We start from the raw sequence: 24,195 nt of genomic DNA on the forward strand, positions 1-24,195 counted from the left end.
ATGAATTTACCCGATGACCCACGTTTTACTACCCGGATAGTCCACAATATCCCTTTCCATGATATCGACCCGATGGGGGTAGTGTGGCACGGCAATTATTTCCGTTATTTTGAAATTGCGCGTGAAACATTACTAAATCAAATTGGTTATGGTTACCGTGCGATGGAGGCTTCAGGCTACGTGTGGCCAATAGTTGACACCCGAGTGAAATATATTGCTCCGCTTGAATTCGAACAGCGTATTCATATTTGCGCGGCCATCGAAGAATATGAAAATCGCTTACGTATCGGTTACCAGATTTATGATGCAGCCAGCGGCAAACGCATGACGACCGGATACACCATTCAGGTGGCGGTTAAGGCATCAACAAAAGAAATGAGTTTTGTTTCTCCACCGGTGTTGCTGGAAAAGATGGGTATTGCCTTATGAAGTCTATTTTGACGGCGATATTATTCTGCCTGTGTGCCAGTGCTCATGCGGTAACACTCTCATCACTGCAACAACGTTTCAGTGAGCAACCGGTATTGCGTGCCGAATTTGAGCAACAGCGCAGTATTAGCGGTATGGATAAGCCTTTAAAATCAAATGGTAAATTGCTTATTTCTCGCGAGAAAGGGCTGTGGTGGTCACAGCAACAACCTTTTGCTCTGACGCTGTTGTTAGATGATAAACGTATGGTGCAAACCATGACCGGTCAGCCTGCGCAAGTGATTACGGCCGACAGTAATCCGCAAATGTTCCAGTTTAATCACTTATTAACGGCGCTGTTCCATGCCGACACGGCGGTTTTGCAACAAAACTTTAGCTTAACCTTTACTGACAGCGGCCAGGATCGTTGGGTGTTAGTGCTTACGCCGAAAACAACACCATTGGATAAATTGTTTAAAACCATTACGTTGCACGGTCAATACTTTCTGGAAACCATTGATATAGAAGATATGCAGGGAGATGGAACTCACATCCGTTTTTTCAACCAATTAACTGAACCTAAGACTTTGAGCCATGCCGAACAGCAGCTTTTTGCGTACTGATTGCCACCGGAAACTGGCTATCGGCTGGTTATTCATCTGTTTGCTACTACTGGCAACATTACTCTGGCTGATTCCCCGTAGCCAGATTAATAGCAGTGTCCTGGCGTTGTTGCCTAAACAGACATTGACGGGCGTTCCTGCCGAATTGACCGAAGGTTTTAGCCAACGCCTTGATCGTCAGTTAGTCTGGCTGGTTAGCCCTGCCACCGATGAATTGGCTCCGGTGAACTGGTGGTTGCAGCAGTTACAAGCAATGCCAGCACTGCATCAGGTCAGTGGTGAAATGACAGCCAAACGCCTACAAGAGTGGGGTGCTTTTTTCTTTCAGCACCGCAATGTACTGCTTGATGATGCGACTCGTCTGCGATTAAGCCAGGGGGGAGATGCGCAGGCACAGTGGATACTCGGGCAGGCGTACTCGGCGTTTGCTGGGGTGAGTGGTAAAGAATTGCAGTATGACCCCTTGCTGCTGGTGCGTGGTTCACAGTTGGCGCAACAGCAAAACAGTGGAACATTAAGTCTCAATAAAGGATGGCTGGTGGCGAAAGATAGCCACGGGCGGCAATGGTATTTGATCCACGGAGAGTTACGCGCTTCATCTTATGATATGGCCAGCGCGCGTAATACCGTCGCGGCTTTAGCTGAGTTAAAGCAGCAGCTTCAGCAGCGCTGGCCCGGCACTGAAGTGCTGGAGCGTGGTACGATTTTTTACAGCAATTATGCCAGCCAGCAGGCTGAAAGTGATATCTCTACTATTGGTTTGATATCGATCGCCGGTGTTTTCCTGCTGATCTTTTTCATGTTTAAATCACTCTTGCCACTGGTTTTATGCCTGCTGTCGATAACCATCGGGGCATTGGCAGGCGCGGTTGCCACGTTACTGGCTTTTGGCGAAGTTCATGTAATGACACTGGTATTGAGTGCCAGTATTATCGGTATTTCAGCCGATTACACGCTTTATTACCTGACAGACCGCATGGCGCATGGCCGTCAGACAACACCGCTTGAGAGTTTGGTAAAACTCTTCCCTGCGCTGTCGCTGGCGCTGTTGACCACCGTAATCGCTTATTTGATTTTGCTTATCGCGCCGTTCCCCGGATTGCAGCAATTGGCTGTTTTTGCCGCCTCAGGGCTAACCGCCGCCTGTGTCACGGTGATGTGTTGGTACCCGATACTGGCTAAACGATTACCGGTTCGCCCGATACCCCGTCTAAAGCTTATTCATCTGTGGCTAAATCATTGGCAAACCAATCGAGTGCTGCGATTAGGGTTGCCCGCACTAATTATTTTGCTTATTATCAGTGGGTTAGCGGAACTACAGGTTAATGATGACATCAGTGAACTACAGGCGATGCCGCGTGAATTTCAGCAGCAGGAACAGCGTATCGCCGCGCTAACGGGGCAGCACAGTGATCAGAAATGGTTTGTTGTTTATGGTGATAATGCAGAGCAGGCTTTGCAGCGCTTAGAACAGTTCTCGCCACAGTTATCGCAGGCTAAAAAGGCCGGATGGATTGAGCGTTATCGCGTGTTGCCTCTGCCATCATTATTGCGGCAGCAGCAAAATCTAGCGTTACTTGAGCAAACTGCACCGGCCATTATCCAAACGCTGCAACAGGCCGGTGTTAGCGTTTCCTCGCCAGATTTGACGGCAGCGGGTAGTCAGGCGCGGTGGGTGGTTCCGTCACAGTGGCTTGACTCGGTTGTCAGTGAAGGCTGGCGACTATTGTGGCTCTCATTACCCGATGGGCGAACCGCGATGTTAGTGCCTGTAAGTGGCGTCAGTAATCCTACAGCTTTACAACAATTGGCGGCGTCGACAACGGGGGTGACCTGGGTTGACAGAAAAACTGAATTCAATGCGCTATTTTCTCTTTACCGTGCTTACTTATCATGGCTACTGCTGGTTTCAGTATTTGTTATTGCTGTAACTTATTGTTGGCGCTTGGGCCTGCGTCGCGGTGTGTATTGTGTGACTCCCACACTCCTTTCATTAGGCATGGGGCTGGCTGTACTGTCTCTGACCGGGCACTCATTGAACCTCTTCTCGCTACTGGCATTGATATTGGTGCTGGGTATTGGCATCAATTATACCCTGTTCTTCACCAACCCTCGCGGCACTCCCAGTACCTCAATGTTTGCCATTTTTATGGCGGTGTTCACCACTCAACTGACTTTCGGCATGTTGGTCTTCAGCCACACCCAAGCTATTAGTAGCTTTGGTATTGTGCTGAGTAGCGGTGTATTTACGGCCTTCTTATTAGCGCCTCTGGCGCTGCCCAAGCCCAAAGGAGAGCCCGCATGAGCTATAAACGCCGTGGGGTGTTATTTGTTTTAGCCTTATTGATGGTAGGGTGTGCCCATTCGCCAGACCAAACACAGCCTAAAGCCTGGCTTAAACCGGGGGTCAGGGTAGCTTTACCGTCACCGACGATCGCCGAACCAGTCAATCAGCAGCAGCTACTGACAGCAACTGCACAGGGAAAGCAGCAGTCATTATTAGTGCTACTTCATGCGGATGGGCAGCGCTTAACGTTGGTTGGGTTGTCACCGCTGGGCATCCGTTTATTCAAAGTTTCCTATGACCAACAAGGTATTCATCTAGAGCAAACCATGAAAATTGTTGGGTTACCTCCAGCAAACCAGGTACTTGCCGATATTATGTTGAGTTATTGGCCCATCGCCTCATGGCAGCCGCTATTGCCTGCAAATTGGCGGCTGGTGGATGAGGAGGATAAGCGCAGATTGTACGATGATAAGGGCCAAACAGTGACAGAGATTAGCTATCAAATGACAGGTGATATCCGTAAGCCAATAGCCATTGAGCAGTTTGTATTTCACTATCGTATTGCTATCCAAAATGTGGAGGGTTAACAGCGATGGTCTATTTCTCTGCGGTCGGGATGGTCAATGCGTTAGGCAATACACTGTCTGAGGTGAGCGAGAATCTCAGTACCGGGCAGGCTCCGGGAATGGCACCTCAGCAGGGCTGGCTTCTGGGGGATACACCGATTTGGCTCGGTGCAGTTAATGCTAAATTACCGCCAATACCTGAGCACCTTTTACTGCACAATAGTCGTAATAATCGTCTGTTACTGGCGGCGTTATCACAGATTCACTCTGCGGTTTCTGCATGTATCACTCGCTATGGTGCCTCCCGGCTTGCTGTGATTATGGGTACTAGCACCTCAGGTATTTTTGAAGGAGAGCGGGCGGTCAGGGAATATCAGCCTGCTGCGGGTGAGGAGGCGGAGCGCTTTCCGGCTGGATATGCTTATCAACAGCAAGAGTTAGGTGATCCCAGTATCTTCCTCTCCCGTTATTTAGGTCTGACCGGCCCGAGCTATACCGTCTCCACCGCGTGTTCTTCCAGCGTGCGGGCGATTATCAGTGGCAAGCGCCTGATTGATGCAGGCATCGTCGATGCTGCCATCGTCGGTGGTGCAGATAGTTTGTGTCGTATGCCAATCAATGGTTTTCACAGCCTTGAGTCATTGTCAGCGCAGCGTTGCACTCCTTTTGCCGCAGAGCGCAAGGGGATTAACGTGGGTGAGGCGGCGGCGCTCATTCTATTGTCGCGTGAGCCTGCGCCTGTCGCGTTGTTGGGCGTGGGGGAATCCTCCGATGCCTGGCATATGTCCGCTCCTCATCCTGAGGGGCATGGGGCGGAACAGGCGATTCGGATGGCATTAGGCCAGGCAGGAATGCAGCCGGCGGATGTGGGTTACATTAATCTGCATGGCACGGCAACCCGTTTAAATGATCAGATAGAATCACTAGTTGTTAATCGGGTCTTTGGCCATCAGACACCCTGTAGCTCAACGAAACATCTCACCGGCCATACCTTGGGAGCCGCTGGTGCTACTGAAGCGGCATTAAGCTGGCTGATGTTGAGTCATGCTTTGCCTTTGCCGGTTCAGGATTTTTCTCAAGGCGCGTGGGATACGACGTTAGCCAAGATAAATTTGGTCACCGGGCCGGCAAAACTCGGCGCACCGGTCATTTTGTCTAATTCATTCGCTTTTGGCGGTAACAATGCTTGTTTGATCTTAGGAGCTTGCTGATGGCGCATTCCGCTGAATATTACCTGCCACATCAATCACCGATGGTAATGTTGGATCAGGTCTATGCGGTAGGGGAAGAGGGCGCTGAATGCCGCGTTACCCTGAGTGAGGATGGCGTTCTTGCTCCTTTTCTTGATGCCCAAGGCTGCCTTCCCAACTGGTTTGCTATTGAGTTAATGGCGCAGACCATTGGCGTCTGGCGTGGTTGGCATGGCTTGGAGCAAGCAACCCAACCCACGATAGGGATGTTGCTTGGTGGGCGGGCTATCTGCTGTGAATTGGCGGTATTTCCGGCGGGCTGCGAGCTTCAGATCTGCGTTCATTTAATCCTACAAGATGAAAAAATTGGCAGTTTCGAGTGCGATATCAGTATTGCCGGGAAGCCAGTCGCTCGTGGCCGGTTAAATACCTATCAGCCAGATGCTGAAGAAATAAAAAAACTTACATTGGGGAATGGCGCATGAAGCGTTCTGTTTTAGTCACCGGGGCCAGTAAAGGGATAGGGCGTGCCATTGCACTGCGTCTGGCGGCGGATGGTTTTTTAGTGATTGTGCATTATCACCGTGATGCAACCGGTGCTGAGGCGACGCTGGCTCAGTTAACTGGCGCGGGTGGTGAAGGGCGTTTGCTCGGTTTTGATATCAGTGCGAGGCAGCAGTGTAAAGAGGTGCTGGAGCAGGATATTGACACTTATGGCGGCTACTATGGCGTGGTGAACAATGCCGGTATCACCCGCGATGGTGCTTTCCCGGCACTGACGCAAGAGGATTGGGATGGTGTCATTCATACCAATCTGGACAGTTTCTACAATGTTTTGCACCCCTGCGTGATGCCAATGATCGGCTTACGTAAAGGCGGGCGCATTATTGCGCTTTCCTCCGTTTCTGGTGTCGTGGGGAATCGCGGGCAGGTGAATTACAGTGCGGCTAAGGCGGGGGTTATCGGGGCTTGCAAGGCGTTGGCTCTGGAGTTGGCGAAACGCAAGATTACCGTGAATTGCATTGCACCGGGGTTGATTGATACTGGCATGATCAATATGGAACCTCCCGCGCTGGATGAAGCCATGCGCATGATCCCACTCAAACGGATGGGGGAAGCCGAAGAGGTGGCTGGATTAGCCAGCTATCTGATGTCAGATATTGCCGGTTATGTCACTCGACAGGTGATTTCAATCAATGGAGGAATGATATGAGCCGCAGGATGGTTGCCACCAAGAGAGTAGTGATTACTGGAATGAGCGGTGTCACCGCCTTTGGTAATAACTGGGCTGATATTGCAGCACGTATTTATGCTGGCCAAAACGCAGTGCAATATATGCCACAGTGGGAAGAGTATCAGGGGCTGAATACCCATTTAGGCGCGCCGATTAACGATTTTGTCATACCGGCACATTACACCCGTAAGCGTATCCGCTCGATGGGGCGAGTATCATTGTTGGCAACCCGCGCCACTGAGCTGGCTTTGGAGCAGTCAGGGCTGATAGGTGAGGAGGTGCTTACCAACGGTGATACCGGTATTGCCTATGGCTCTTCTACCGGCAGTACCAAGCCGGTGAGTGAATTTGCCACCATGCTGACTGAAAAGCACACCAACAACATTACCGGTACGACCTATGTTCAAATGATGCCGCATACGGCGGCGGTGAACGCCGGATTGTTTTTTGGTTTGCGTGGGCGGGTTATCCCGACGTCAAGTGCATGTACCTCAGGCAGTCAGGCCATCGGTTATGCCTATGAAGCTATCCGTCATGGTTATCAAACCGTGATGGTTGCAGGTGGTGCAGAAGAGTTATGCCCTTCAGAAGCCGCGGTATTTGATACCTTATTTGCGACCAGCCAGCTAAATAATTCACCAAACTTATCACCAAGGCCATTTGATCGTCAGCGTGATGGTTTGGTCATTGGCGAAGGGGCAGGCACGCTAATTCTGGAAGAGTTAGATCATGCCAAAGCCCGTGGAGCCACAATTTATGGCGAAATTATTGGTTTTTACACGAATTGCGACGCCAGCCATATTACTCAGCCGCAAAAAGAGACGATGCAAATCTGTATTGAAAAGGCGTTATTGAGTTCGGGCCTGTCTGCTGCTGACATTGGGTATATCAGTGCGCATGGCACCGCGACTGAACGCGGAGATATTGCAGAAAGTCAGGCTACGGCCGCAGTTTTTGGTAATCGGACGCCCATTTCCTCTCTGAAAAGTTATTTCGGTCATACCTTAGGTGCCTGCGGCGCGCTTGAAGCCTGGATGAGTTTGGAGATGATGCGAGCCGGGCGTTTTGCCCCCACCATTAACCTGACCGATCCAGACCCGGCCTGCGGTGACCTGGATTATCTGATGGGCGAAGGGCGCTATATCGATACTGAATTTTTCCAGACAAATAACTTTGCTTTTGGCGGTATTAATACCTCATTGGTGATCCGTCGCTGGCCGTAACAACTCGATTGTTGATTATTTATCAAGAAATTACGTATAACGCAGTATATTGAGCAATGAAAATCAATGCGATGGCGAGGGGGGCGATTGCTCAAAGCGGTATTAAACGTGATGCGTTATTTATCTTCATTAAGCGTATAGATTGAATCTGTCTTTGAGTATCCCAATATCAGAATAATATCGTGGCTAAAAGAAATTACGGGTGGCAGCAACTGAGCGTATAATCAGAAACGACCGGCTGCCGCTCCTCTTAAGCCGGAGTTATTTCGAATAAGGAATAGGCCATTAAAGTGCCGAAACGAACCTATGCAATGCGGTATGTTGCAGGTCAACCGGTTGAACAGATTTTCCCAGGCTCCGCCAAATTACTGGGGCAGGGGTTACCGCCGGGTGCTCCATTACCTACATCTGAGTTTCTGAGGGTGATGGTATGGAATATCTTTAAGCAGCAGCGGGCGCAATGGCTCTCTGTGCTCAAAGAGTTCGGGCGCGATGCTCAACTGATGTTACTGCAAGAAGCACAAACGACACCTGAGCTGGTGCGGTTTGCTACGTCTCATTACCAGGCCGCCGATCAAGTTCCAGCTTTTGCGCTGCCCCAGCATCCCTCTGGCGTGATGACGCTGGCTGCTGCACATCCAGTTTATTGTTGTCCGTTACGCGAGCGTGAACCGCTGCTGCGTTTATCTAAATCAGCTTTAGTGACGGTTTACCCGATTCATGATGGCCGGCTGTTGATGGTTGTGAACATTCATGCGGTGAATTTTAGCCTGGGTGTCGATGTATACAGTAAGCAGTTAGAGCCGATTGGTGAGCAAATTGCCTTACACCGTGGCCCGGTGATTTTGGCGGGGGATTTCAATGCCTGGAGCCGTCAGCGCGTCAATGCGTTACAGCGCTTCGCTCAAGGTTCTGGTTTGGAAGAAGTGGCGTTTCGTGCAGATAATCGTAGCCGTGCCTTTGGTCGCCCGCTCGATTTTGTCTTTTACCGTGGTCTTTCGGTGGCTGATGCTTCGGTATTAGTGACCCGAGCCTCTGATCACAACCCACTTTTGGTTGAATTTCAGCTTTAAAGTTTTGTGATGGGTGGGTAGTAACATCTTGTTTATCATGTGGTTGATTGCTATCAGTCATCGCCTTCAGCGTGATGTGTTTTATCTTTGGCTTATGGATTGTTTTTTTAACCTCACATTCAATAATCCAAAATCAGAACATATCTTGGTAATGTATTGAGCCAACGGTGATATACCGTTGGCTCAATGTGTTGTATTTACTGGTTAATTATACTCCAATCAGAAGTTATACTTCACTCCGATCATTGCCGCCGTATCGTTATAACCCGCATCACCTACCTGCACTCCCACATTACCCCAGGTATTAAGCTGTTTGTTGATTTGCCCTTCAACGCCGACTTTAATTTCAGCAATATTTTTGGTGCCTTGTTGAGAAACCGTAGCTCCGTCCATATTGGTGGAGAAGTTTTTAGTATTATGAATCCAGTTTGCTTCAATGAATGGTTCAAACTCACGATCTTTACCATCATCTTTACTGTGGTGACCATTCATAAAGGCACGCACACCAAGACGAGTCATTAGATTTCCATTGCCGTCACTGGACACATTGGTACCGTTAGCCTCCTGATGATTATCCGCCTTCACACCCATCCACGTCGCCTGTACTTTAGGTTGAAGGTAATAACGGGTACCCGGTTTTTCCCCTGTTTTGAAGGTATAGCCGGTTTCAAGTGATGCTGTCGTGCCTTTCGATTTATAACTCTCATCAGCCAGTTCCTGGCCTTTTACCGTGTTATCAAACCAGTTGTATTGAACCCAGCTATCTATGTAAATTCCTGTTTTATCACTATCATTAGCATACCAGGTACCATATACCCCAATGCTGTAACCTGAGATATCACCTTCAGATTGATGAGTGCTACGGTTTGATTGAGTATTACTGTGTTGGTTGGCATAACCGGCCATTGACCCCAGGTGCCAGCGATCCAGTCCGTCTAAACTCCACTGCGCTAAGTCACCTCCGATTTGCATAACATAGCGGTTACTTTGGCTATTCAACTGGCCGCTGCCATCTTTCCAGCCGGTGTGACCCCCAACGTTGCGCATCCACATACTGGTGACTTTTTTCTCACCGCTGAGTACATCGATATATTGGGTTTCGCCCAATCGGTCGTGTAGACGGTTAGTAAACAGGGTATTTGCCGCAGCAATGTTACTTACATAGCTCCCAGCCTCCGGGCGAACGGTTGGTGCTGCGTTTGGTGTTACGTCCGGATCAACCGGGATTGGATATGAAATTGGGGTAGAACCTGATCCAAAATTATCCAGATACCAGTTACCACTATTTTCAGCCGTACCTCGGCTCAGAACGTAGTCGTAAGCGCCCGCGACAATGCGACTTTCCTGTATAAAATCGCCATCAGACTGCCCGTTGACATGAATCAGTTCAATCCCGTTAAGCGTTGCCGCACCTGTTCCGCCGACGTTATTCACGCTGACAGTGGTAGTTCCGGCGCTATCACCTTTAATCAAAAGGTGGTCAGTCAGTGAGTCATCCCCTCCCAGCACGGTGTTGAAAGACAGATGTCCATTGTTGCCAGTATAATTGTTATTAACAATCAACTGGTTACCTAAAGTATTGCCTGCCAGTACAATTTTGCCATCGTTGCTGAGGTCACCACCTACGGTAAAGGTTGCCGGAGATGAGGTGGCTCGAAGCACTATATTTGAGTTCGGTTGCGCACCAACGTACAGCGTCCCTTGGTTATTCACGTTACCTGCAACGCCGCCGTTACCTGCCATAAATGCATTTTGTGCGATATTGACTTGCTGGCTGCTGAGTGTCACTGGTTGGATGCCGTCGCCCAACAATAGACCACCGGCTAAGATATCGGTCGCCCCTGTCCAGCGGGCATTGTTATTCACAGTCAGAGTTTCATCGCCCTGCTTGGTGACCGCACCACTCCCTGTCACGTCATTATCAAGCTGCCAATCATTATTCGCAGTGATGGCTAATACTCCGTCATTTTCGATGACAGAAATACCGAGCTGATTAGCGGCATTGGCAGCAAGCTGTGTTCCTTTATCCAGTGAGAAGGTGCCGCTAAAGGTGCTGCTATCGGCACTTAATGCCACCTGGCTTGACTGCGTTAGCGCGACCTTGCCATTGTTGCTAAGCGCATTGAGCAATGTGCCAGTGTTGCCTTGTAATGTTAGTAGGCCAGCATTGTCGATAACACCACGACCCAGCCCTGACACATTGGTCAGTAGAACACTGGCCGCATTCGCAATCGTGGTGGTCACCGCCAGGGTATTGTTGGCATTATTGATGTTTAACGCTCCAGCATTAACATTCAGAGAGCCGCTGCCAGATAAAATACCGTCAGAGTTCCCACCTTGATGCAGTGTGAGCGAACCATCATTAAAGGACAGGTTCCCTCCCAACTCATTTTGCAAAGTATTGATTGTTTGGCTGTGGCCCATCATATCTAAGCCCGCATCGGCGGCCAGCGTTAAGCTATCTGTTTGACCTAACACATTATTATTGTGCATGGCCAGTGTGCCGCTGCTGACCGTGGTATTCCCCAGATAATCGTTGTCCAGATTAGAGAGTGACAGCGTGTTGCCTTTGCCAGTATCAATCAATAAATCACCTGAGCCGGTGACATGAGCACTTAAATCACTGGCAGCCCCTGTTGCGCCCTCGGTCGACAGAGAGAGCGCCTGATTGCCTTTACCCAGCAGTTCAACTTCGGTCAGACCATAGTTGATATACAGACCATCACTTTTATCACCAGCCGTCAGACGATAATCCCAAGTGCCGTTCGCGACGGTACTCCCATCTTGATCAATACCAAGTACTGTTTTATTCGAGATAGCTGTGCCGTGTTGATCTTCCAGCACCAGATTGCCGCCACTTCCTACGACCGTGGTATCGGAGTCAGCCAGTTTTAATATTGTCTGTGCGTCATCTTGTGCCAGTAGGGATAATTTCGTGTCCGGTGTCGGATTATAATTAATCATATTTGATAGGGTAACTTGTACTACCCCATTACCACTCAGATCCATATTCTGACGGGTATGAATATTATTGACCGCCGTTTTATCACCCGGTGATATGTTGCCGAAATCTATGGTGCCGCCATTAAACGCCAGACCACCGATGGTTTGCTTGCCTGTACCAACTTTTGTATAGCTTCCTTGGTTCAGTTGCAGTGTCGCGGTTGTTAGTGCTTGTGTATTCAGCCCAGAAAGGGCGTAGCGTGAGTTTCCGAGCGCTAATGTGCCTGTAAAAGTATTGCTGGCGGCATTGGTGGTAAAATCAAAGGCGTTACCGGTGGTATCGACATCAACCAGCCCGGTGCCCAATAATTTGTTATTAAAACTGACTGCCTGATTATTACGCACATTGAGGCGGCTACCTGACTCAATGTTAAAGCCGGTTGAGGCATTGTCATCGGCAGCATCACCTAAGGCTAGCAAGGTGTTATCCAGCGTGAAAGTGGAGTTGTTGATTAGCTTGATTTTATCTATCTGCTGTAGCGATGTGGCATCACTCAGTGTCCATAGTGAGTTATCCAATATCAAACTATCAGTGCCAGCACCGCCTTGTAATGAGGTAAACAGAGCGCTGTCAGTTGCGGTAATATCTTTCAGAATAAAGGTGTCATCGCCACTACCAGTAATAAAATCAGTGCCTTGACTGCTACTCATTAAGGTGACGGTGTTGTTACCTGACAGTAAATTCACTTTACCGCTGATGACCCCACCGGCATCGTTGGTAAAGGCAACGCCATTGTTCGCGCTGTTTTGTACCGCACTCTGTGAGGTTGTCGCCGCCTGAATTTTGCCTGAGTTAATGAAGGTTGTAACATAGCCACTGCTGATGTCGACGACCGGAGATTGTGTTGATTTAGAAACCAAATTCCCCGATTGCTCCACACTGCTGCTGGTGCCGCCTATTTTCAAGGCAGGGCCACCGTTCAATGCATTGACATTGACACTGGCACCGGTTTTGATATCACCTGTTGAGCGGCTATCGATACCAATCCCATTTTCGCCTGCCACATTGATGATCAACTGCTGTGATTTCGACATATCCAGTATCGAACTGGTCATGCTCAAGTCGGTATTGGCGAACAAAATGCCGGTACCACCTTTACCGTTTACATTGATGGTGCCGCTGTTAGTGGTTGCCATTGATGCACCGGTGCGCACGCCCGCGCCACTGCCAGCATCGAGTGTGGTTGCGTTCAACTGAATGCCAGCAATATTAGCTTTGTTTTCAATGCCATTACCGCTGCCATTAACACTAATGATCGCGTCATTGACCGTCAAACCTACCGCACCGCTATCCAATAATATCCCGTGCGCTGTGCCGCTGGCTGTCGTTGTCCCTTTGCCATCAAGAGCCAGCGATGCATTGGCTCCAACCAGATATGCCGCCGTACCATCGGTTGCTGCCACGGTGCCGGTATTTGTTACTTTAGAGTTTTTCCCCTGAATATTTACTGCCGTACCATTCACGGAGATTCCGCTATTGTTCTCAAGCGTACCGCCTGAGATCAGTACCCCAGTACTGTTCGCCTGATCGAAATTAAGTGTACCGTTATGGATAAGTTTGCCGCCGTTACGCGCAATATAACCCATCGCATCACTGGCGGTATTTCCGCTGGTGAGCGTCGCAAGTGAGGTTAGCGTAGATAAACCTACGACTCCGGCCGTGCCGATGATTGAGGTCGAGTTACCATCAACAATACCGGCAGTGGTCTGTGATCCGTTTAAGATCAGTGTGGTTTCTGCATTTATGGTGCCGTTAGCGCCACCTTCCACTTTTACCCCAGTCGCTCCTGTGCCATTCACATTCAATTTCATTGAGCCAGTGGACAGGGTGCTGGCAATATTCCCCGTGTCACTCTTGCCTGTGACTAACAATGCGGTGCTATTTTTACCATCAGCGTTGATCAATGATTGCGTTGAACCGCCGTTAAAGCTGGCTCCGCCATCAATGCGATACAGTGTTGACCCTTCAGTTGCGACATTCTGGGCACCGGTTGTCTGATTATTAATGGATGAACCTGCGCCATAAACGTAATAACCGGTCTGATTTTTTCCGCTAGTAAAGAGCACTTCACCGGCATTACTCACATTCACTTTGCCTTGATTTCGCACATGTACACCAACACTACTATCGCCGTTCAGGTTAACTTTACCACTGAGGTTAGCGGTTGCTCCTGCGCCTTCAGACCATATCCCGTAGTTGGCTGTGCCATTAATACGGTCACTGGCACCGTTGATGTTAATCACACCGGTTGCAGAGTTGGTCGCCGCGCTACTGGCTAAAACTTTGATTCCCACGCCATTGATACCATTGAGATTAATGGTGCCATTATTGACAATATTTTTAGAACCATTGGCCGAGTTAATGGCAATGTTTTGTAGCGGAGCTGTCGTTGTGCCTTTACCCGCCTGACCATTGACGTTTATCACCCCTAATTGATTGAGTACGGTGTTAGCACCATTGGCATAAACGCCCGTCACCCCTTGAGCTAAGCTACCAATAACCAGTTCGGCTCCATTCTGATTAGTAAACTTACCATTATTAGCCAGCCATACAGCGACGGTGTTCGGGTAGGTGACAGCAATATCTGTAGTGGCATCAGTTGTTGCTCGCTGGGCCATCCGTCCTACATACAATGTCCCTTTGTTATCAAATTGAGCATTAGATTGGACGATAACACCGCGGGTTGCGAACTCGCCATTGACCGCACCAGATTCCGGCAGGGCGGCAACGTTAATCGCCCCATTATTGGTGAGTTTGGCTGTGCCATTAAGATTGACCGCAATTGATTCGGCATTATTTTGCCTTGGGGCTGAGTTGATGACGCCGTTGTTATCCACCACCGAGCTGCCATTAGCCATAATGCCCGTTTGGTTGCCAGTGCTTATATTGTAAGACCCTGCCAACGTATATTTACTGAAAGCAGCCATCTCACTGTCAGTACCCGCATCAATCACGCCATTGTTAATAACAATACTGTCTGTTGTGGCAACAATATAAGCACCACGTAATGTATTATTGAACGTACCTAAGGTGCCATTATTATTTAATACGGCACCATTAATCAGTTTCACCAGGCTGATATCACTATAATATGAATGAATATTGGCGCTGGTGGCAATGTTAACTATTGATTTGTTACCGTCGCCGATAATATAGGCAACCCGATCCCGGTTAACGATACTTTTCATTGCATCATCGTCAGGAATTATCGCAGTCGCAAATACCTGTTTTAAGGTGGTGTCGTACCCTTTTTTAAACTCGGTATTGTACTGAGTTTGGGTGAGTTTGCCTGCCTGTACCGCCGCAATCAGAGCGGTATTATAATTTTTGAAATCATCGAAATTATTTATTGGCTCGGTATAACCTATTTGGCTGTTTTGCACCGTACCCGCATAACCGGCATTAAAAGCGGCGGCATAGCGTGGGGTTAAATTACCAGCGCTATCTGCGTTATAGGCATTATTGTTGACGTTACCTAATTCAACCACGGTCTTGCTGATGTAGTCGAGGGTGGCATTAGCTACGGATGAAGCGTCGGTCGCGACTTTAAATACGGCAGATGTGGCCGTGTTATTCTGCGAGCCTTTCATAATTGCTGTAATCTGATTGGCTTGGTTATTCATCCAATTACTGTCGACACTGCCCACATCCACACTCAGATTTCCCCCCTGCTGTACGGTATACAAAGTTCTATCGACATATTGGCCATCCGGGCCAATTGCGTAGTTATTAGGGAAAGCGAAATCAGCCGCAGAGCTAATGCTCATTGCATTATTATTATAGGTAGCAACTGTTTGCTGGGAGTGAGTAATGGGGTCGGTATAGCTCACGTTCTGCGTTTGTGCGCCAAATTTCAACATATCCTGAGAGATATACTCAGCGCCTGAGGTGATATAGCCATTGGCCAGAGCATAGCTCAGTGTCATCGTCCTATAACCGATATCCCCCTTAATGATATCGGCAAAGCCATTTCCACTTCCTTGTGTGAGCACGTCAACACCGATCACAACTTGAGATTGCCCACCATCTTTCGGTGAGAATTTAGCAACTTCCAGGGCATCTGCGCTGGCGGCACCGGTAAGGCTCAGTGAACCTGAAATAATTAAGGAGTGACAAAATTTTGCCAGTTTACTGGATTTGCTTTTCTTTTTACCACCAGCAAGTTCGGAGGCAACAATCCATTGTTGAGTGTTTGCATTCCATATGATTTGATATGTTTTATTCATATAAAGCCCTGCTTTACCTGGTTAATGAGTATGTCTTGGTGTTTTTTTTGACGAATATGTGGCTACTAAATAAAAGCCATTGCGGGTTTTTATTATTTTTAACTCATAATTATTCCCATTCGCATTGTTGTGTTATTTTAACTAATGGCTGAGTTAGCGTTATTCTATGCAGAGTAAGAAATCTATAAATAAGATGATGTGAACTAAATACAGGAGAATTCTTAGTTAGATTGTATAACCATATGTTTTATATGGACTCAAGAATGTTCTTAAATTATTTTTTATTGAATGTTATTGTTAAATATCAAGTTAAAGGTTTTTTACCTTGTATTTCTGAAGAAGAGAAGAATCAACTTTATTAAGCTGATGGCTATTTACTCATCTTATATGTTCCCGGTAAAGCTCTATAAAATACAATAAAGTGGATTTATACGAAAATATACTCTCAATGTATTATTTTATTGATCTTTTCTACAAATGCTAAATGTCTTTTCAATAAGTAGGTGTCGTGACTTCTCATGCCAACGCTAAGATTATTCCTGTGGTTAAAGAGATAATTAAATAGAGATTGAGTTAAAAGTATTAACACAATAGAGGCTGGATATTGTTAACTTACCTAACGGGTATTTAATGTACTGATAATAGTTGAGTAAGAAGGTTGGATATATTAGAAAAGAAAGCGCAGAGGATATTAGATGCGGATAAATGAGTTCTACTGGATGAAGGATTATTGTAAAAGTAGCCATATTTTTCTTTTGAGCTAAATAATCGCGGTTTTTTACATTGATTGTGGTATCGATTCCGGTAGTGAGGCCAGGGATACTATTTGATTGTAATTTTGAGATAAAACCAAATTGTTACGGTAGTGAAATTACAGGGCGCTTTATGGTTTGCTGCTGAATTTTGGTCATAAAAAAAGCACCCCGAAGGGTGCTTTTAAACAGCGTTAATAGCGATTCTGGCTTTACGTATCCGGGGCTGATTTTCCGTTAACAAACAACGTCAGTTTCAAACCTGGTTGTAAACTATTAGCCTTGCTGACTACCGAATTCCATCGCATCACATCGTTGGTGTTAACACCGTGACGCTTGGCAATACTGGCAAAAGAGTCACCTTTACGAACTTGATAGGTGATGCTGTTGCTGGTGGTTGTATTGCTTGCCAATTGCAGGGTTTGCCCAACTTTCAAGGTGCTCTTGGCACGTAAGTTGTTCCAACTCTGCAAATCGCTGGTCTTGATATTCAACCGCTTGGCAATCGTAGATAAGGTATCGCCGGGGCGAACTTTATACTGCGAACTTGATGCTGATTTTGTGCTGTTCTGTGCCAATTTGGTTGGTTGAACGGCGGCAATATCAGTATCTGCCAATGAATCTTTAAGCTGCTCAGCATGGGCTTTCGGCAACATAATATAACGGGGACCATGTCCAGCAGGTGCCGTTACATTGCGCTTGTACCCAGAATTAAAGGATTTCAACTTTGTTAGTGACATCCCCGCCATCTCAGCCGCCTGAGTTAGCTGTATCTGCTGACCAACATCCACACGGGCTAATGCTCGGTCTTTGTTGGTTTCCGGCAAGTTTATACCGTACTTTTTGCTGTTCTTGATTAACTCACCCAAGGCCAGCATTTTTGGTACATAGATTGACGTTTCACGAGGAAGCGACAATGCCCAAAAATTCGTCGGTTTACCCTTTGCCTTATTTACTTTCACCGCTTGCATGACTCGGCCTTCACCGCTGTTATAAGCCGCAACTGTTAACAACCAGTCACCGTCAAACATTTTGTTCAGGCGTTCCATCATATCAAGCGCTGCTTTGGTAGACGCAACCACATCTCTGCGACCGTCATACCATTGGTTCTGTTTTAAGCCATAATTTCGACCTGTACTTGGCACAATCTGCCATAGCCCTGCGGCGTTGGCGGATGATGTCGCGTGTGGGTCAAAAGCGCTCTCCACTATGGGTAGCAGTACCAGTTCCATCGGCATCTTACGTTGCTTAATCTGCTCGACTATCAGGTACATGTACGGCTCTGCCCGTAATGTTACATCGTGGAGATAGCTCTTATTTTTTAAATATTTTTGCTTCTGTTCACGGATCCGGGAATTTTCCGGAACCTTCATCTTCAGCTCGTCGCTAATGAAGTTCCACAAATCTTGCTGCGCGAGGCTACTATCATTATCCAGCCATCGCGCGTTGCCCACTCGGGCGCTATTTGTGTACTCTCCTGCTTCACTCTCTTGACCTGCCGAAGACAAACTCTGTGCATGCTGTACTGGAGCCTGAACGCCCACCTTGGACGTCTGGCACCCGACAAGCAAGACTGAGGCGAGAAATATCGCTTTAGTCTTCATGTGTGTGTCAAATGTAGTTGCTTAAAAGACGAACAATCATACTTTGCTTCGACAAAAAACACAACTAAAAGCTCAGAATCGGTCTTTCTGGGCGCGTAATTCGGAAAAAACTGAGATAAGTGAGTCCGGTGGCGACATTACGCCTATTTTCCTTTGTAAATCAATGTTGTTACAGCGTAAAAAAACATTAATTTCCCGCTCAATTTGCAACTTTACGGGCAGGCTAGGTTGGTTTTTCGCTCGTAATTGCATGATTTTCTGCTGATATGTTGCAATGTCGTGATCTGCGGGCAGAATAAAACGCGCAAACTTAAGATTGGCGAGAGTATATTCATGCGCGCTGCAAATTAAGGTGTCATCAGGAAGTTGCGCGAGCTGTTGAATAGAGGCATACATTTGCTCTGGCGTGCCTTCAAATAGCCTGCCGCAACCGGCGGAAAAAAGCGTGTCACCACAGAAAAGATAAGGTTTGCTGTAGTATGCAATGTGCCCAAGGGTATGGCCGGGGACTGCAATAATGGTGTGATTTCGACCATTAATTGTCAGGCTATCTCCGCCTTTTACAATTTCTGTTGCACCTTTATCCGCCGTTTCTTGTGGCCCATAGACGGGAATGTTGGGGAAATGGCGACATAAATCGGCCACACCGCCGACATGATCGTTATGGTGGTGAGTTAATAATATAGCCTGCGGAAGGTACTGACCTTGGCTCAGCGCCGCCAGCACCGGAGCGGATTCTCCGGGGTCCACAATGACACTCTGTTTTTGCGAGTCAGCCAGAAGCCAAATGTAATTGTCTTGAAATGCCGGAATGCTGATAAGATTCATTAGATACCTCTTTTTATTGGCAACAGTTTGAAAGAAGACGTTAAAACATGAAACCAGCGCAAACACGCCAAAAGATCAATGCGCCCGCGTCCTGGGCTGAGTTACCGTGGGGGGAGTATTATCGCGCTGCGCTTGAACAGCAGTTGCAACCCTGGTGGCCGAAATTCTTTGGTTTTCACTTGTTGAAGATAGGGCATTTGAGCGCTGAAATTGCCAGCGATACCTGTGCTATCTCGCATCAGGTCAATGTGGGGGAGCAGGGCAAGAATATGCAGGTACTTGCCAGCCCATATCAGTTGCCCTTTGCTGAAAAATCGGTTGATGCCTGTTTACTGTCTCATACTTTAGCTTATGCCGCAGACCCTCACCGCATTTTACGCGAAGTGGATCGGGTGCTGATTGATGACGGTTGGCTGGTTATCAGCAATTTTAATCCCATGAGTATATTAGGGGCCGGGAAGCTGGTGCCATTATTACGTCAGCGGCAACCTTATGTCAGCCGGATGTTTACCCAGATGCGTTTACTCGACTGGCTGAGTTTGCTGAATTATGAAGTTATGCATATGTCATGCTTTCACGTTTTACCCTGGCATAAAGAAGGGGGGCGCTTTATCAGCACCCACCTACCTGCTCTGGGGTGTGTCAGCTTGATTGTGGCCCGTAAACGCACGGTGCCGCTGACCTTCAACCCGATGAAGTTTGGTGCGCGTAAACCCTGGTTTAGCCGAGCGGTGGGTGCAACGAAGAGTTATCGTGACCAATCCTGATTCGGGGCAATGGGGTTAGTCGGGGTTATAGCCGATATCGTCCTGTGTTGGTGAGTTAGCTGCAAGCCGTGCCAATTCATCACAGCGTTCGTTTTCTGGGTGACCGGCGTGGCCCTTGACCCATTCCCACTGTATTGTATGAGTCTGAATAGCCAGATCCAGCCGTTGCCATAAATCCATATTACGCACCGGTTTGCGGTCAGTGGTTTTCCAGCCGCGTTTTTTCCAATTGTGTATCCACTGGGTGATCCCTTGGCGCACATATTGGCTGTCGGTGCTAATTGTCACTTCACACGGCGAGGTCAACGCCTCCAGCGCGACAATAGCAGCCATTAACTCCATGCGGTTGTTGGTCGTTAAATAGTAGCCCGCGCTAAACATTTTTTCATGTTGCTTGTAACGCAATATTGCGCCATAACCACCGGGACCCGGATTGCCAAGGCAAGATCCATCGGTGAAAATTTCTACCTGTTTAGTCATCTCTGGTAGACTCTTCCTATCTGTTTCATTAAACGTTAAGTCTGACATAAACGAGCGCTATGAGCACTGGCAATATGCAAGTTACACCGACCAGACAGATTGTTCTGGATACTGAAACCACCGGTATGAATAAGCTGGGCGTTCATTATGAAGGCCATCGGATTATTGAGATCGGTGCGGTTGAGGTGATCAACCGTCGCCTGACCGGTAGAAACTTCCATGTCTATGTGAAGCCGGACCGTCTGGTTGACCCGGAAGCCTACGGTGTTCACGGTATCAGTGATGAGTTTTTGGCGGATAAACCTTCATTTGCTGATATTACACCAGAGTTTCTTGAGTTCATCCGCGGTGCCGAATTAGTCATCCATAACGCCGCGTTTGATATCGGCTTTATGGATTATGAATTCCGTATGTTACAGCAGGATATTCCGAAAACGGAAACCTTCTGTACCATTACCGACAGTCTGTTATTGGCGCGCCGCCTGTTTCCCGGCAAGCGTAATAACCTTGATGCTTTGTGCGATCGCTATCTAATAGATAATACCAAGCGAACCTTGCACGGCGCGCTGCTCGATGCCGAAATTCTGGCTGAAGTTTATCTGGCGATGACCGGCGGTCAGACCTCACTTTCTTTCTCAATGGAAGGTGATCAGTCGCAGAATGATTCCTCAGAGGATATCCAGCGTATTACCCGGCCAGCATCTGGACTGAAAATAATTTATGCCGCTGAAGATGAGTTAGCCGCTCATGAGTCACGTCTGGATTTGGTGATGAAAAAGGGGGGCAGCTGTTTGTGGCGTATGCCGCTTGAATCTGAAGATGACGCCAATGCGGAATAAAGTGTAAGCGTGGCATAAAACAGTATCCAGATGAAAAACTGCGCAAACGGCTTATTTTGCTGGAAAAAGTGTTGACGAGATGGCGTTCCAAACGTAATATTCGTTTCGTTCTTAACCGGAACAGCAGCGTGGTGCGGTAGTTCAGTCGGTTAGAATACCGGCCTGTCACGCCGGGGGTCGCGGGTTCGAGTCCCGTCCGCACCGCCAACATTCAAGCCCTAGTCTTTATTAAAGACTGGGGTTTTTTGTTTGTGTTTTTTTCACAGATACCATATTCCGTTCGCCGCCACTAAACCAATTGATTGGGGTGAGGATGGATAAAGCCTGCAATACACTCATTCTGATTCATTGGGCGTTAACTCACCGTTATTCTGGTGGGTTTGAGTTAGCGTGAGTCATCAGAATGACTCTTTATTTATCAGAATCTGGCTTATCAGAACAAGACAGAATAGTTCACACCAAAGGTACGGCCACGGCCTTTGTCGGTATACAAGTCGGGTGAACCGTAGATTGGGCTGTACAGAATCGGTGCGCGCTGGCCCCAAACCGTGGTGTAGTGTTTTCAATACTGAAGCTGATTTTACCCACCGGCAAGGCGTAACTGCTGAGGAAATCGATGGTGTTATAACCGTCGATTTTACGGCCCTTACTGTCAGAAACATCAAAGGTCTGCTGGGATTGTACCCGCAGATTCCAGTCACTTGGTGCCCAGCCAACATAAGCGGTGGCTTTCGATGGGCTGGCGGTATCAACCGTCAATTTCTGCCATTTACCGCTATTTTTGGTTTCAGATTTGATCAGGTTGAATGTTGCCCCGGTACTCCAATCGCTCTCTTCGAAGAAGTAATCCACCGCACCTTCAACCCCGTAGATCCGGCGTTTGTCCGGCAACACATTGATAGTCATATCTGTTTTGTTGATTGAAATCGTCTGGTCAGGTAGTGAGTAACAACCGGCGATTTGAGTGCGCAGATTATCACCGGTGTAGCGCCAGCCCAGTTCATAGGCGTTAACTTTGATGCCTTCTAACTTGGAATCATTGACGTTGACGCTGTTTTGTAGCCGATAATGGCCGTTGACCAACTGATCGCTGCCTGAGCCATAATATTTCGCCAAATCGGGGATCTCAAATCCTTGAGAGACGTTGACCCAAGTCTGCTGGCGTTCCGCCAAATGTGCCAGTAAACCGGCGTTGAACAGGAGGTTGTTGTAATCGGTTTTTCCCCCTGGCACGGCATCGGCCGATCTCGCCGTACCGTTGGCTATCGCTTGCTGCTGCGCGTAACCGACAACATCATCGACCTTGTTCTCGGTGTACTGATAACGTACTCAACCGCTCAGGGTGAAGATTGGGTTGATGTCATCGCTGGTTTGCAGGAACGGCGCAAGGTTGGTGGTGGTGTAACCTGGGTAACGGCCTACGTTGTAGGCATTTTGTAATGTCATACCGCCGGTCTGTTGCGTCAGCGCCAAATTAAAGAACTGTTGATTGGCGTTGAAGCTTTCATGTTCTGCATCAATATGAGTGGGCCGCACCTACGCAGATGAGGCAGGCGTTACTGATTGCTGATGAAACCGCGTTACCCGCGGCGGTGGCAATTTTAGAACAGTTGGCATTACAGGCCAATCCACCACCGGTTCAGGTTTTTTTTGAGGTGCCGGTTGCCGGTGATTGTATCAATCTGGCGCGATTCCCGTTTGCACAAATACACTGGTTGCCACGCGATACGGAACATCAACCAGCCCACGGCCATTTGTTAGTCGACGCGGTGCGCCAGTGGGTACAGATTCCCGTTGCAGCGCGGGTAGCCGCACAATCATTGGCAGAAAATAGTTTGGGCGGTGATGTGTTGTGGGAGCGTGCTGAAGCTGCGAGTACTTTCTATGCTTGGGTCGCTGCGGAATCTTCAACAGTGAAAGCTTTACGACGTTATCTGATTGGTGAGAGCAATCTTGATCGTTCCTGCGTGAACTTTATGGCCTACTGGTGCCATACCCCTCTAACTGAATGCTTAAAATCGCAACGCTAAACAGACTGCTGAAGGTATCTGTTTAGCGTTGTATTTACCACTTAGCGTTATTACTGCGCTGCTTGTGCGGCGGTTTTCACCCAGCCATCAAAGGTCGTCTGATGGCCTTGAATCCAGCCATTCACATGACGTTCAATATCGGCATCTGATGATTCACCTGCGTGCATCCGCATATTCTGAGCATTCACATCATTAATAGATAATTTCATGATGGAGAACAGTTTGGCGGCAGCCGGGTTAGCTTCGGCCCATTTTTTATTAGCCACAATATGCATAATACTTGGCGGGAAGCCGTAGTTTGCGCCGTTGGCTAACTTGGTGTCGATAGTGGCATCCGGCAAAGAAGAGAAGGGAACCTGTAGCCACACTACATCGCGGCCCGGTACCAATACATCACTGACCCAATATGGTGTCCAGGTATAGTACAGGATAGGTTTACCTTCTTTATAGCGCGTAATGGTATCGGCCAGCATCGCGGCATAGTTACCCTGATTATGGGTGACGGTGTCGCTCAGGCCATAAGCCTTGATCTGATGGTTGATGGGGGCTTCACAACCCCAGCCTGGGTTACAGCCCGTCAGATCGGCTTTACCGTCGTTGTTGGCATCAAACAGTTTGGCGATTTTCGGATCTTTTAACTGCTCAATATTGGTGATGTGATATTTATCGGCGGTTTTTTTGTCAATCAGATAACCCTGCGCCAAGCCTTCAATATAGTTACCCTGACGGTAAAATTTGGCATCACCACCGGCGGCCTTATATTGGTCGTTATGCAGCGGCACCCAGTTTACCGCCAGATAGGTGGCATCCCCTGCGGCAATGGTCGAATAGGCGACGTTGTAGTCGACCTCTTTGGTTGGTTGAATATCGTAACCGAGTTTTTCCAACGCTTTGTTGACCAGCGCGGTCTGGAAGGTTTCTTCCGAAATAGTGCTTTGCAGTGCCTGGACGGTGACACCTTTGCCCGGCAATTCTGCGGCGGATAACTGAGTGCTTACCAGTGTGGTGAGGGCCAAGGCCCAGATTCCAGTCGTGCGCATAATTTTCCCCATCTTAAGCTA

The 24,195-nt window shown here is 48.1% G+C and carries 16 protein-coding genes, 1 tRNA gene and 2 pseudogenes; 13 read left to right on the plus strand and 6 right to left on the minus strand.

The features are described 5' to 3' along the window. The 9 genes from AT01_RS16730 (at position 1) to AT01_RS16770 (ending at position 8,604) form a co-directional block, all read left to right on the plus strand. Complete coding sequence (locus AT01_RS16730) at positions 1-429, plus strand: acyl-CoA thioesterase (RefSeq protein WP_042547945.1); 429 nt, start codon at positions 1-3, stop codon at positions 427-429. Next, complete coding sequence (locus AT01_RS16735) at positions 426-1,031, plus strand: LolA family protein (RefSeq protein WP_042547946.1); 606 nt, start codon at positions 426-428, stop codon at positions 1,029-1,031. The genes AT01_RS16730 and AT01_RS16735 overlap by 4 nt, the downstream gene beginning before the upstream one ends. Beyond that, complete coding sequence (locus AT01_RS16740) at positions 1,003-3,336, plus strand: MMPL family transporter (RefSeq protein WP_042547947.1); 2,334 nt, start codon at positions 1,003-1,005, stop codon at positions 3,334-3,336. The genes AT01_RS16735 and AT01_RS16740 overlap by 29 nt, the downstream gene beginning before the upstream one ends. Further along, a complete protein-coding gene (locus AT01_RS16745; protein ID WP_042547948.1) occupies positions 3,333-3,905 on the plus strand; it encodes a DUF3261 domain-containing protein in 573 nt (190 codons plus the stop codon). The genes AT01_RS16740 and AT01_RS16745 overlap by 4 nt, the downstream gene beginning before the upstream one ends. A 5-nt stretch (positions 3,906-3,910) precedes the next feature. After that, positions 3,911-5,095 carry a beta-ketoacyl-[acyl-carrier-protein] synthase family protein gene (locus tag AT01_RS16750; RefSeq protein WP_042547949.1) on the plus strand — a complete coding sequence of 395 codons (1,185 nt, stop codon included), beginning with the start codon at positions 3,911-3,913 and terminating at the stop codon, positions 5,093-5,095. Next, the gene (locus AT01_RS16755) at positions 5,095-5,559 is read left to right on the plus strand and encodes an ApeP family dehydratase (RefSeq protein ID WP_042547950.1); all 465 of its coding nucleotides are present in this window, start codon (positions 5,095-5,097) and stop codon (positions 5,557-5,559) included. Before AT01_RS16750 ends, AT01_RS16755 begins: the two co-directional genes overlap by 1 nt. Next, complete coding sequence (locus AT01_RS16760; RefSeq protein WP_042547951.1) at positions 5,556-6,287, plus strand: 3-ketoacyl-ACP reductase FabG2; 732 nt, start codon at positions 5,556-5,558, stop codon at positions 6,285-6,287. The genes AT01_RS16755 and AT01_RS16760 overlap by 4 nt, the downstream gene beginning before the upstream one ends. 8 nt (positions 6,288-6,295) lie before the next feature. Next, positions 6,296-7,531, plus strand: coding sequence for a beta-ketoacyl-ACP synthase (locus AT01_RS16765; protein WP_200889104.1), 1,236 nt, complete (start codon positions 6,296-6,298; stop codon positions 7,529-7,531). Positions 7,532-7,842: 311 nt separating this feature from the next. Then, positions 7,843-8,604, plus strand: a complete 762-nt coding sequence (locus AT01_RS16770) for an endonuclease/exonuclease/phosphatase family protein (RefSeq protein ID WP_004703137.1) — start codon at positions 7,843-7,845, stop codon at positions 8,602-8,604. A 219-nt stretch (positions 8,605-8,823) separates the two neighbouring features. On the opposite strand, the gene AT01_RS16775 is transcribed toward AT01_RS16770, so the two are convergent. From AT01_RS16775 to gloB, 3 genes are all read right to left on the minus strand, one after another. Next, positions 8,824-15,834, minus strand: coding sequence for an autotransporter outer membrane beta-barrel domain-containing protein (locus AT01_RS16775; RefSeq protein ID WP_042547953.1), 7,011 nt, complete (start codon positions 15,832-15,834; stop codon positions 8,824-8,826). A gap of 964 nt (positions 15,835-16,798) precedes the next feature. Beyond that, positions 16,799-18,190 carry a murein transglycosylase D gene (gene mltD / locus AT01_RS16780; protein ID WP_071841542.1) on the minus strand — a complete coding sequence of 464 codons (1,392 nt, stop codon included), beginning with the start codon at positions 18,188-18,190 and terminating at the stop codon, positions 16,799-16,801. A gap of 72 nt (positions 18,191-18,262) precedes the next feature. Further along, on the minus strand, positions 18,263-19,018 hold the full coding sequence (gene gloB / locus AT01_RS16785) for a hydroxyacylglutathione hydrolase (protein WP_042547955.1): 756 nt from the start codon (positions 19,016-19,018) through the stop codon (positions 18,263-18,265). A gap of 47 nt (positions 19,019-19,065) precedes the next feature. Here gloB and AT01_RS16790 point away from each other — a divergent pair, with 47 nt between their 5' ends. Beyond that, the gene (locus AT01_RS16790; protein WP_042547956.1) at positions 19,066-19,785 is read left to right on the plus strand and encodes a class I SAM-dependent methyltransferase; all 720 of its coding nucleotides are present in this window, start codon (positions 19,066-19,068) and stop codon (positions 19,783-19,785) included. Between the two features lie 15 nt (positions 19,786-19,800). On the opposite strand, the gene rnhA is transcribed toward AT01_RS16790, so the two are convergent. Beyond that, the gene (rnhA, locus tag AT01_RS16795; protein ID WP_042547957.1) at positions 19,801-20,265 is read right to left on the minus strand and encodes a ribonuclease HI; all 465 of its coding nucleotides are present in this window, start codon (positions 20,263-20,265) and stop codon (positions 19,801-19,803) included. A 74-nt stretch (positions 20,266-20,339) separates the two neighbouring features. Here rnhA and dnaQ point away from each other — a divergent pair, with 74 nt between their 5' ends. Both dnaQ and AT01_RS16805 read left to right on the plus strand, forming a co-directional pair. Further along, a complete protein-coding gene (dnaQ, locus tag AT01_RS16800; protein ID WP_042547958.1) occupies positions 20,340-21,104 on the plus strand; it encodes a DNA polymerase III subunit epsilon in 765 nt (254 codons plus the stop codon). A gap of 130 nt (positions 21,105-21,234) precedes the next feature. Beyond that, positions 21,235-21,311: transfer RNA gene (locus AT01_RS16805), tRNA-Asp, on the plus strand. 226 nt (positions 21,312-21,537) lie between these two features. Here the strand turns inward: AT01_RS16805 and AT01_RS16810 are convergent. After that, positions 21,538-22,625: pseudogene (locus AT01_RS16810) on the minus strand (TonB-dependent receptor domain-containing protein); the annotation flags it as partial. Here AT01_RS16810 and AT01_RS16815 point away from each other — a divergent pair. Next, positions 22,625-23,134, plus strand: a pseudogene (locus AT01_RS16815) (siderophore-interacting protein); the annotation flags it as partial. The pseudogenes AT01_RS16810 and AT01_RS16815 overlap by 1 nt on opposite strands. 50 nt (positions 23,135-23,184) lie before the next feature. On the opposite strand, the gene proX reads toward AT01_RS16815, so the two are convergent. Then, positions 23,185-24,174 carry a glycine betaine/L-proline ABC transporter substrate-binding protein ProX gene (gene proX, locus AT01_RS16820; RefSeq protein WP_004703174.1) on the minus strand — a complete coding sequence of 330 codons (990 nt, stop codon included), beginning with the start codon at positions 24,172-24,174 and terminating at the stop codon, positions 23,185-23,187. Positions 24,175-24,195 lie beyond the last annotated feature (21 nt).

The organism is Yersinia aldovae 670-83, assembly GCF_000834395.1.
Classification (GTDB): Bacteria; Pseudomonadota; Gammaproteobacteria; order Enterobacterales; family Enterobacteriaceae; genus Yersinia; species Yersinia aldovae.

Excerpts from the sequence above, each read along its gene's own strand:
- AT01_RS16730 (WP_042547945.1), top strand. The coding sequence starts at position 1 with ATGAATTTACCCGATGACCCACGTTTTACTACCCGGATAGTCCACAAT.
- AT01_RS16735 (WP_042547946.1), top strand. The coding sequence starts at position 426 with ATGAAGTCTATTTTGACGGCGATATTATTCTGCCTGTGTGCCAGTGCT.
- AT01_RS16740 (WP_042547947.1), top strand. The coding sequence starts at position 1,003 with ATGCCGAACAGCAGCTTTTTGCGTACTGATTGCCACCGGAAACTGGCT.
- AT01_RS16745 (WP_042547948.1), top strand. The coding sequence starts at position 3,333 with ATGAGCTATAAACGCCGTGGGGTGTTATTTGTTTTAGCCTTATTGATG.
- AT01_RS16750 (WP_042547949.1), top strand. The coding sequence starts at position 3,911 with ATGGTCTATTTCTCTGCGGTCGGGATGGTCAATGCGTTAGGCAATACA.
- AT01_RS16755 (WP_042547950.1), top strand. The coding sequence starts at position 5,095 with ATGGCGCATTCCGCTGAATATTACCTGCCACATCAATCACCGATGGTA.
- AT01_RS16760 (WP_042547951.1), top strand. The coding sequence starts at position 5,556 with ATGAAGCGTTCTGTTTTAGTCACCGGGGCCAGTAAAGGGATAGGGCGT.
- AT01_RS16765 (WP_200889104.1), top strand. The coding sequence starts at position 6,296 with ATGGTTGCCACCAAGAGAGTAGTGATTACTGGAATGAGCGGTGTCACC.
- AT01_RS16770 (WP_004703137.1), top strand. The coding sequence starts at position 7,843 with ATGCGGTATGTTGCAGGTCAACCGGTTGAACAGATTTTCCCAGGCTCC.
- AT01_RS16775 (WP_042547953.1), bottom strand. The coding sequence starts at position 15,834 with ATGAATAAAACATATCAAATCATATGGAATGCAAACACTCAACAATGG.
- mltD (WP_071841542.1), bottom strand. The coding sequence starts at position 18,190 with ATGAAGACTAAAGCGATATTTCTCGCCTCAGTCTTGCTTGTCGGGTGC.
- gloB (WP_042547955.1), bottom strand. The coding sequence starts at position 19,018 with ATGAATCTTATCAGCATTCCGGCATTTCAAGACAATTACATTTGGCTT.
- AT01_RS16790 (WP_042547956.1), top strand. The coding sequence starts at position 19,066 with ATGAAACCAGCGCAAACACGCCAAAAGATCAATGCGCCCGCGTCCTGG.
- rnhA (WP_042547957.1), bottom strand. The coding sequence starts at position 20,265 with ATGACTAAACAGGTAGAAATTTTCACCGATGGATCTTGCCTTGGCAAT.
- dnaQ (WP_042547958.1), top strand. The coding sequence starts at position 20,340 with ATGCAAGTTACACCGACCAGACAGATTGTTCTGGATACTGAAACCACC.
- proX (WP_004703174.1), bottom strand. The coding sequence starts at position 24,174 with ATGCGCACGACTGGAATCTGGGCCTTGGCCCTCACCACACTGGTAAGC.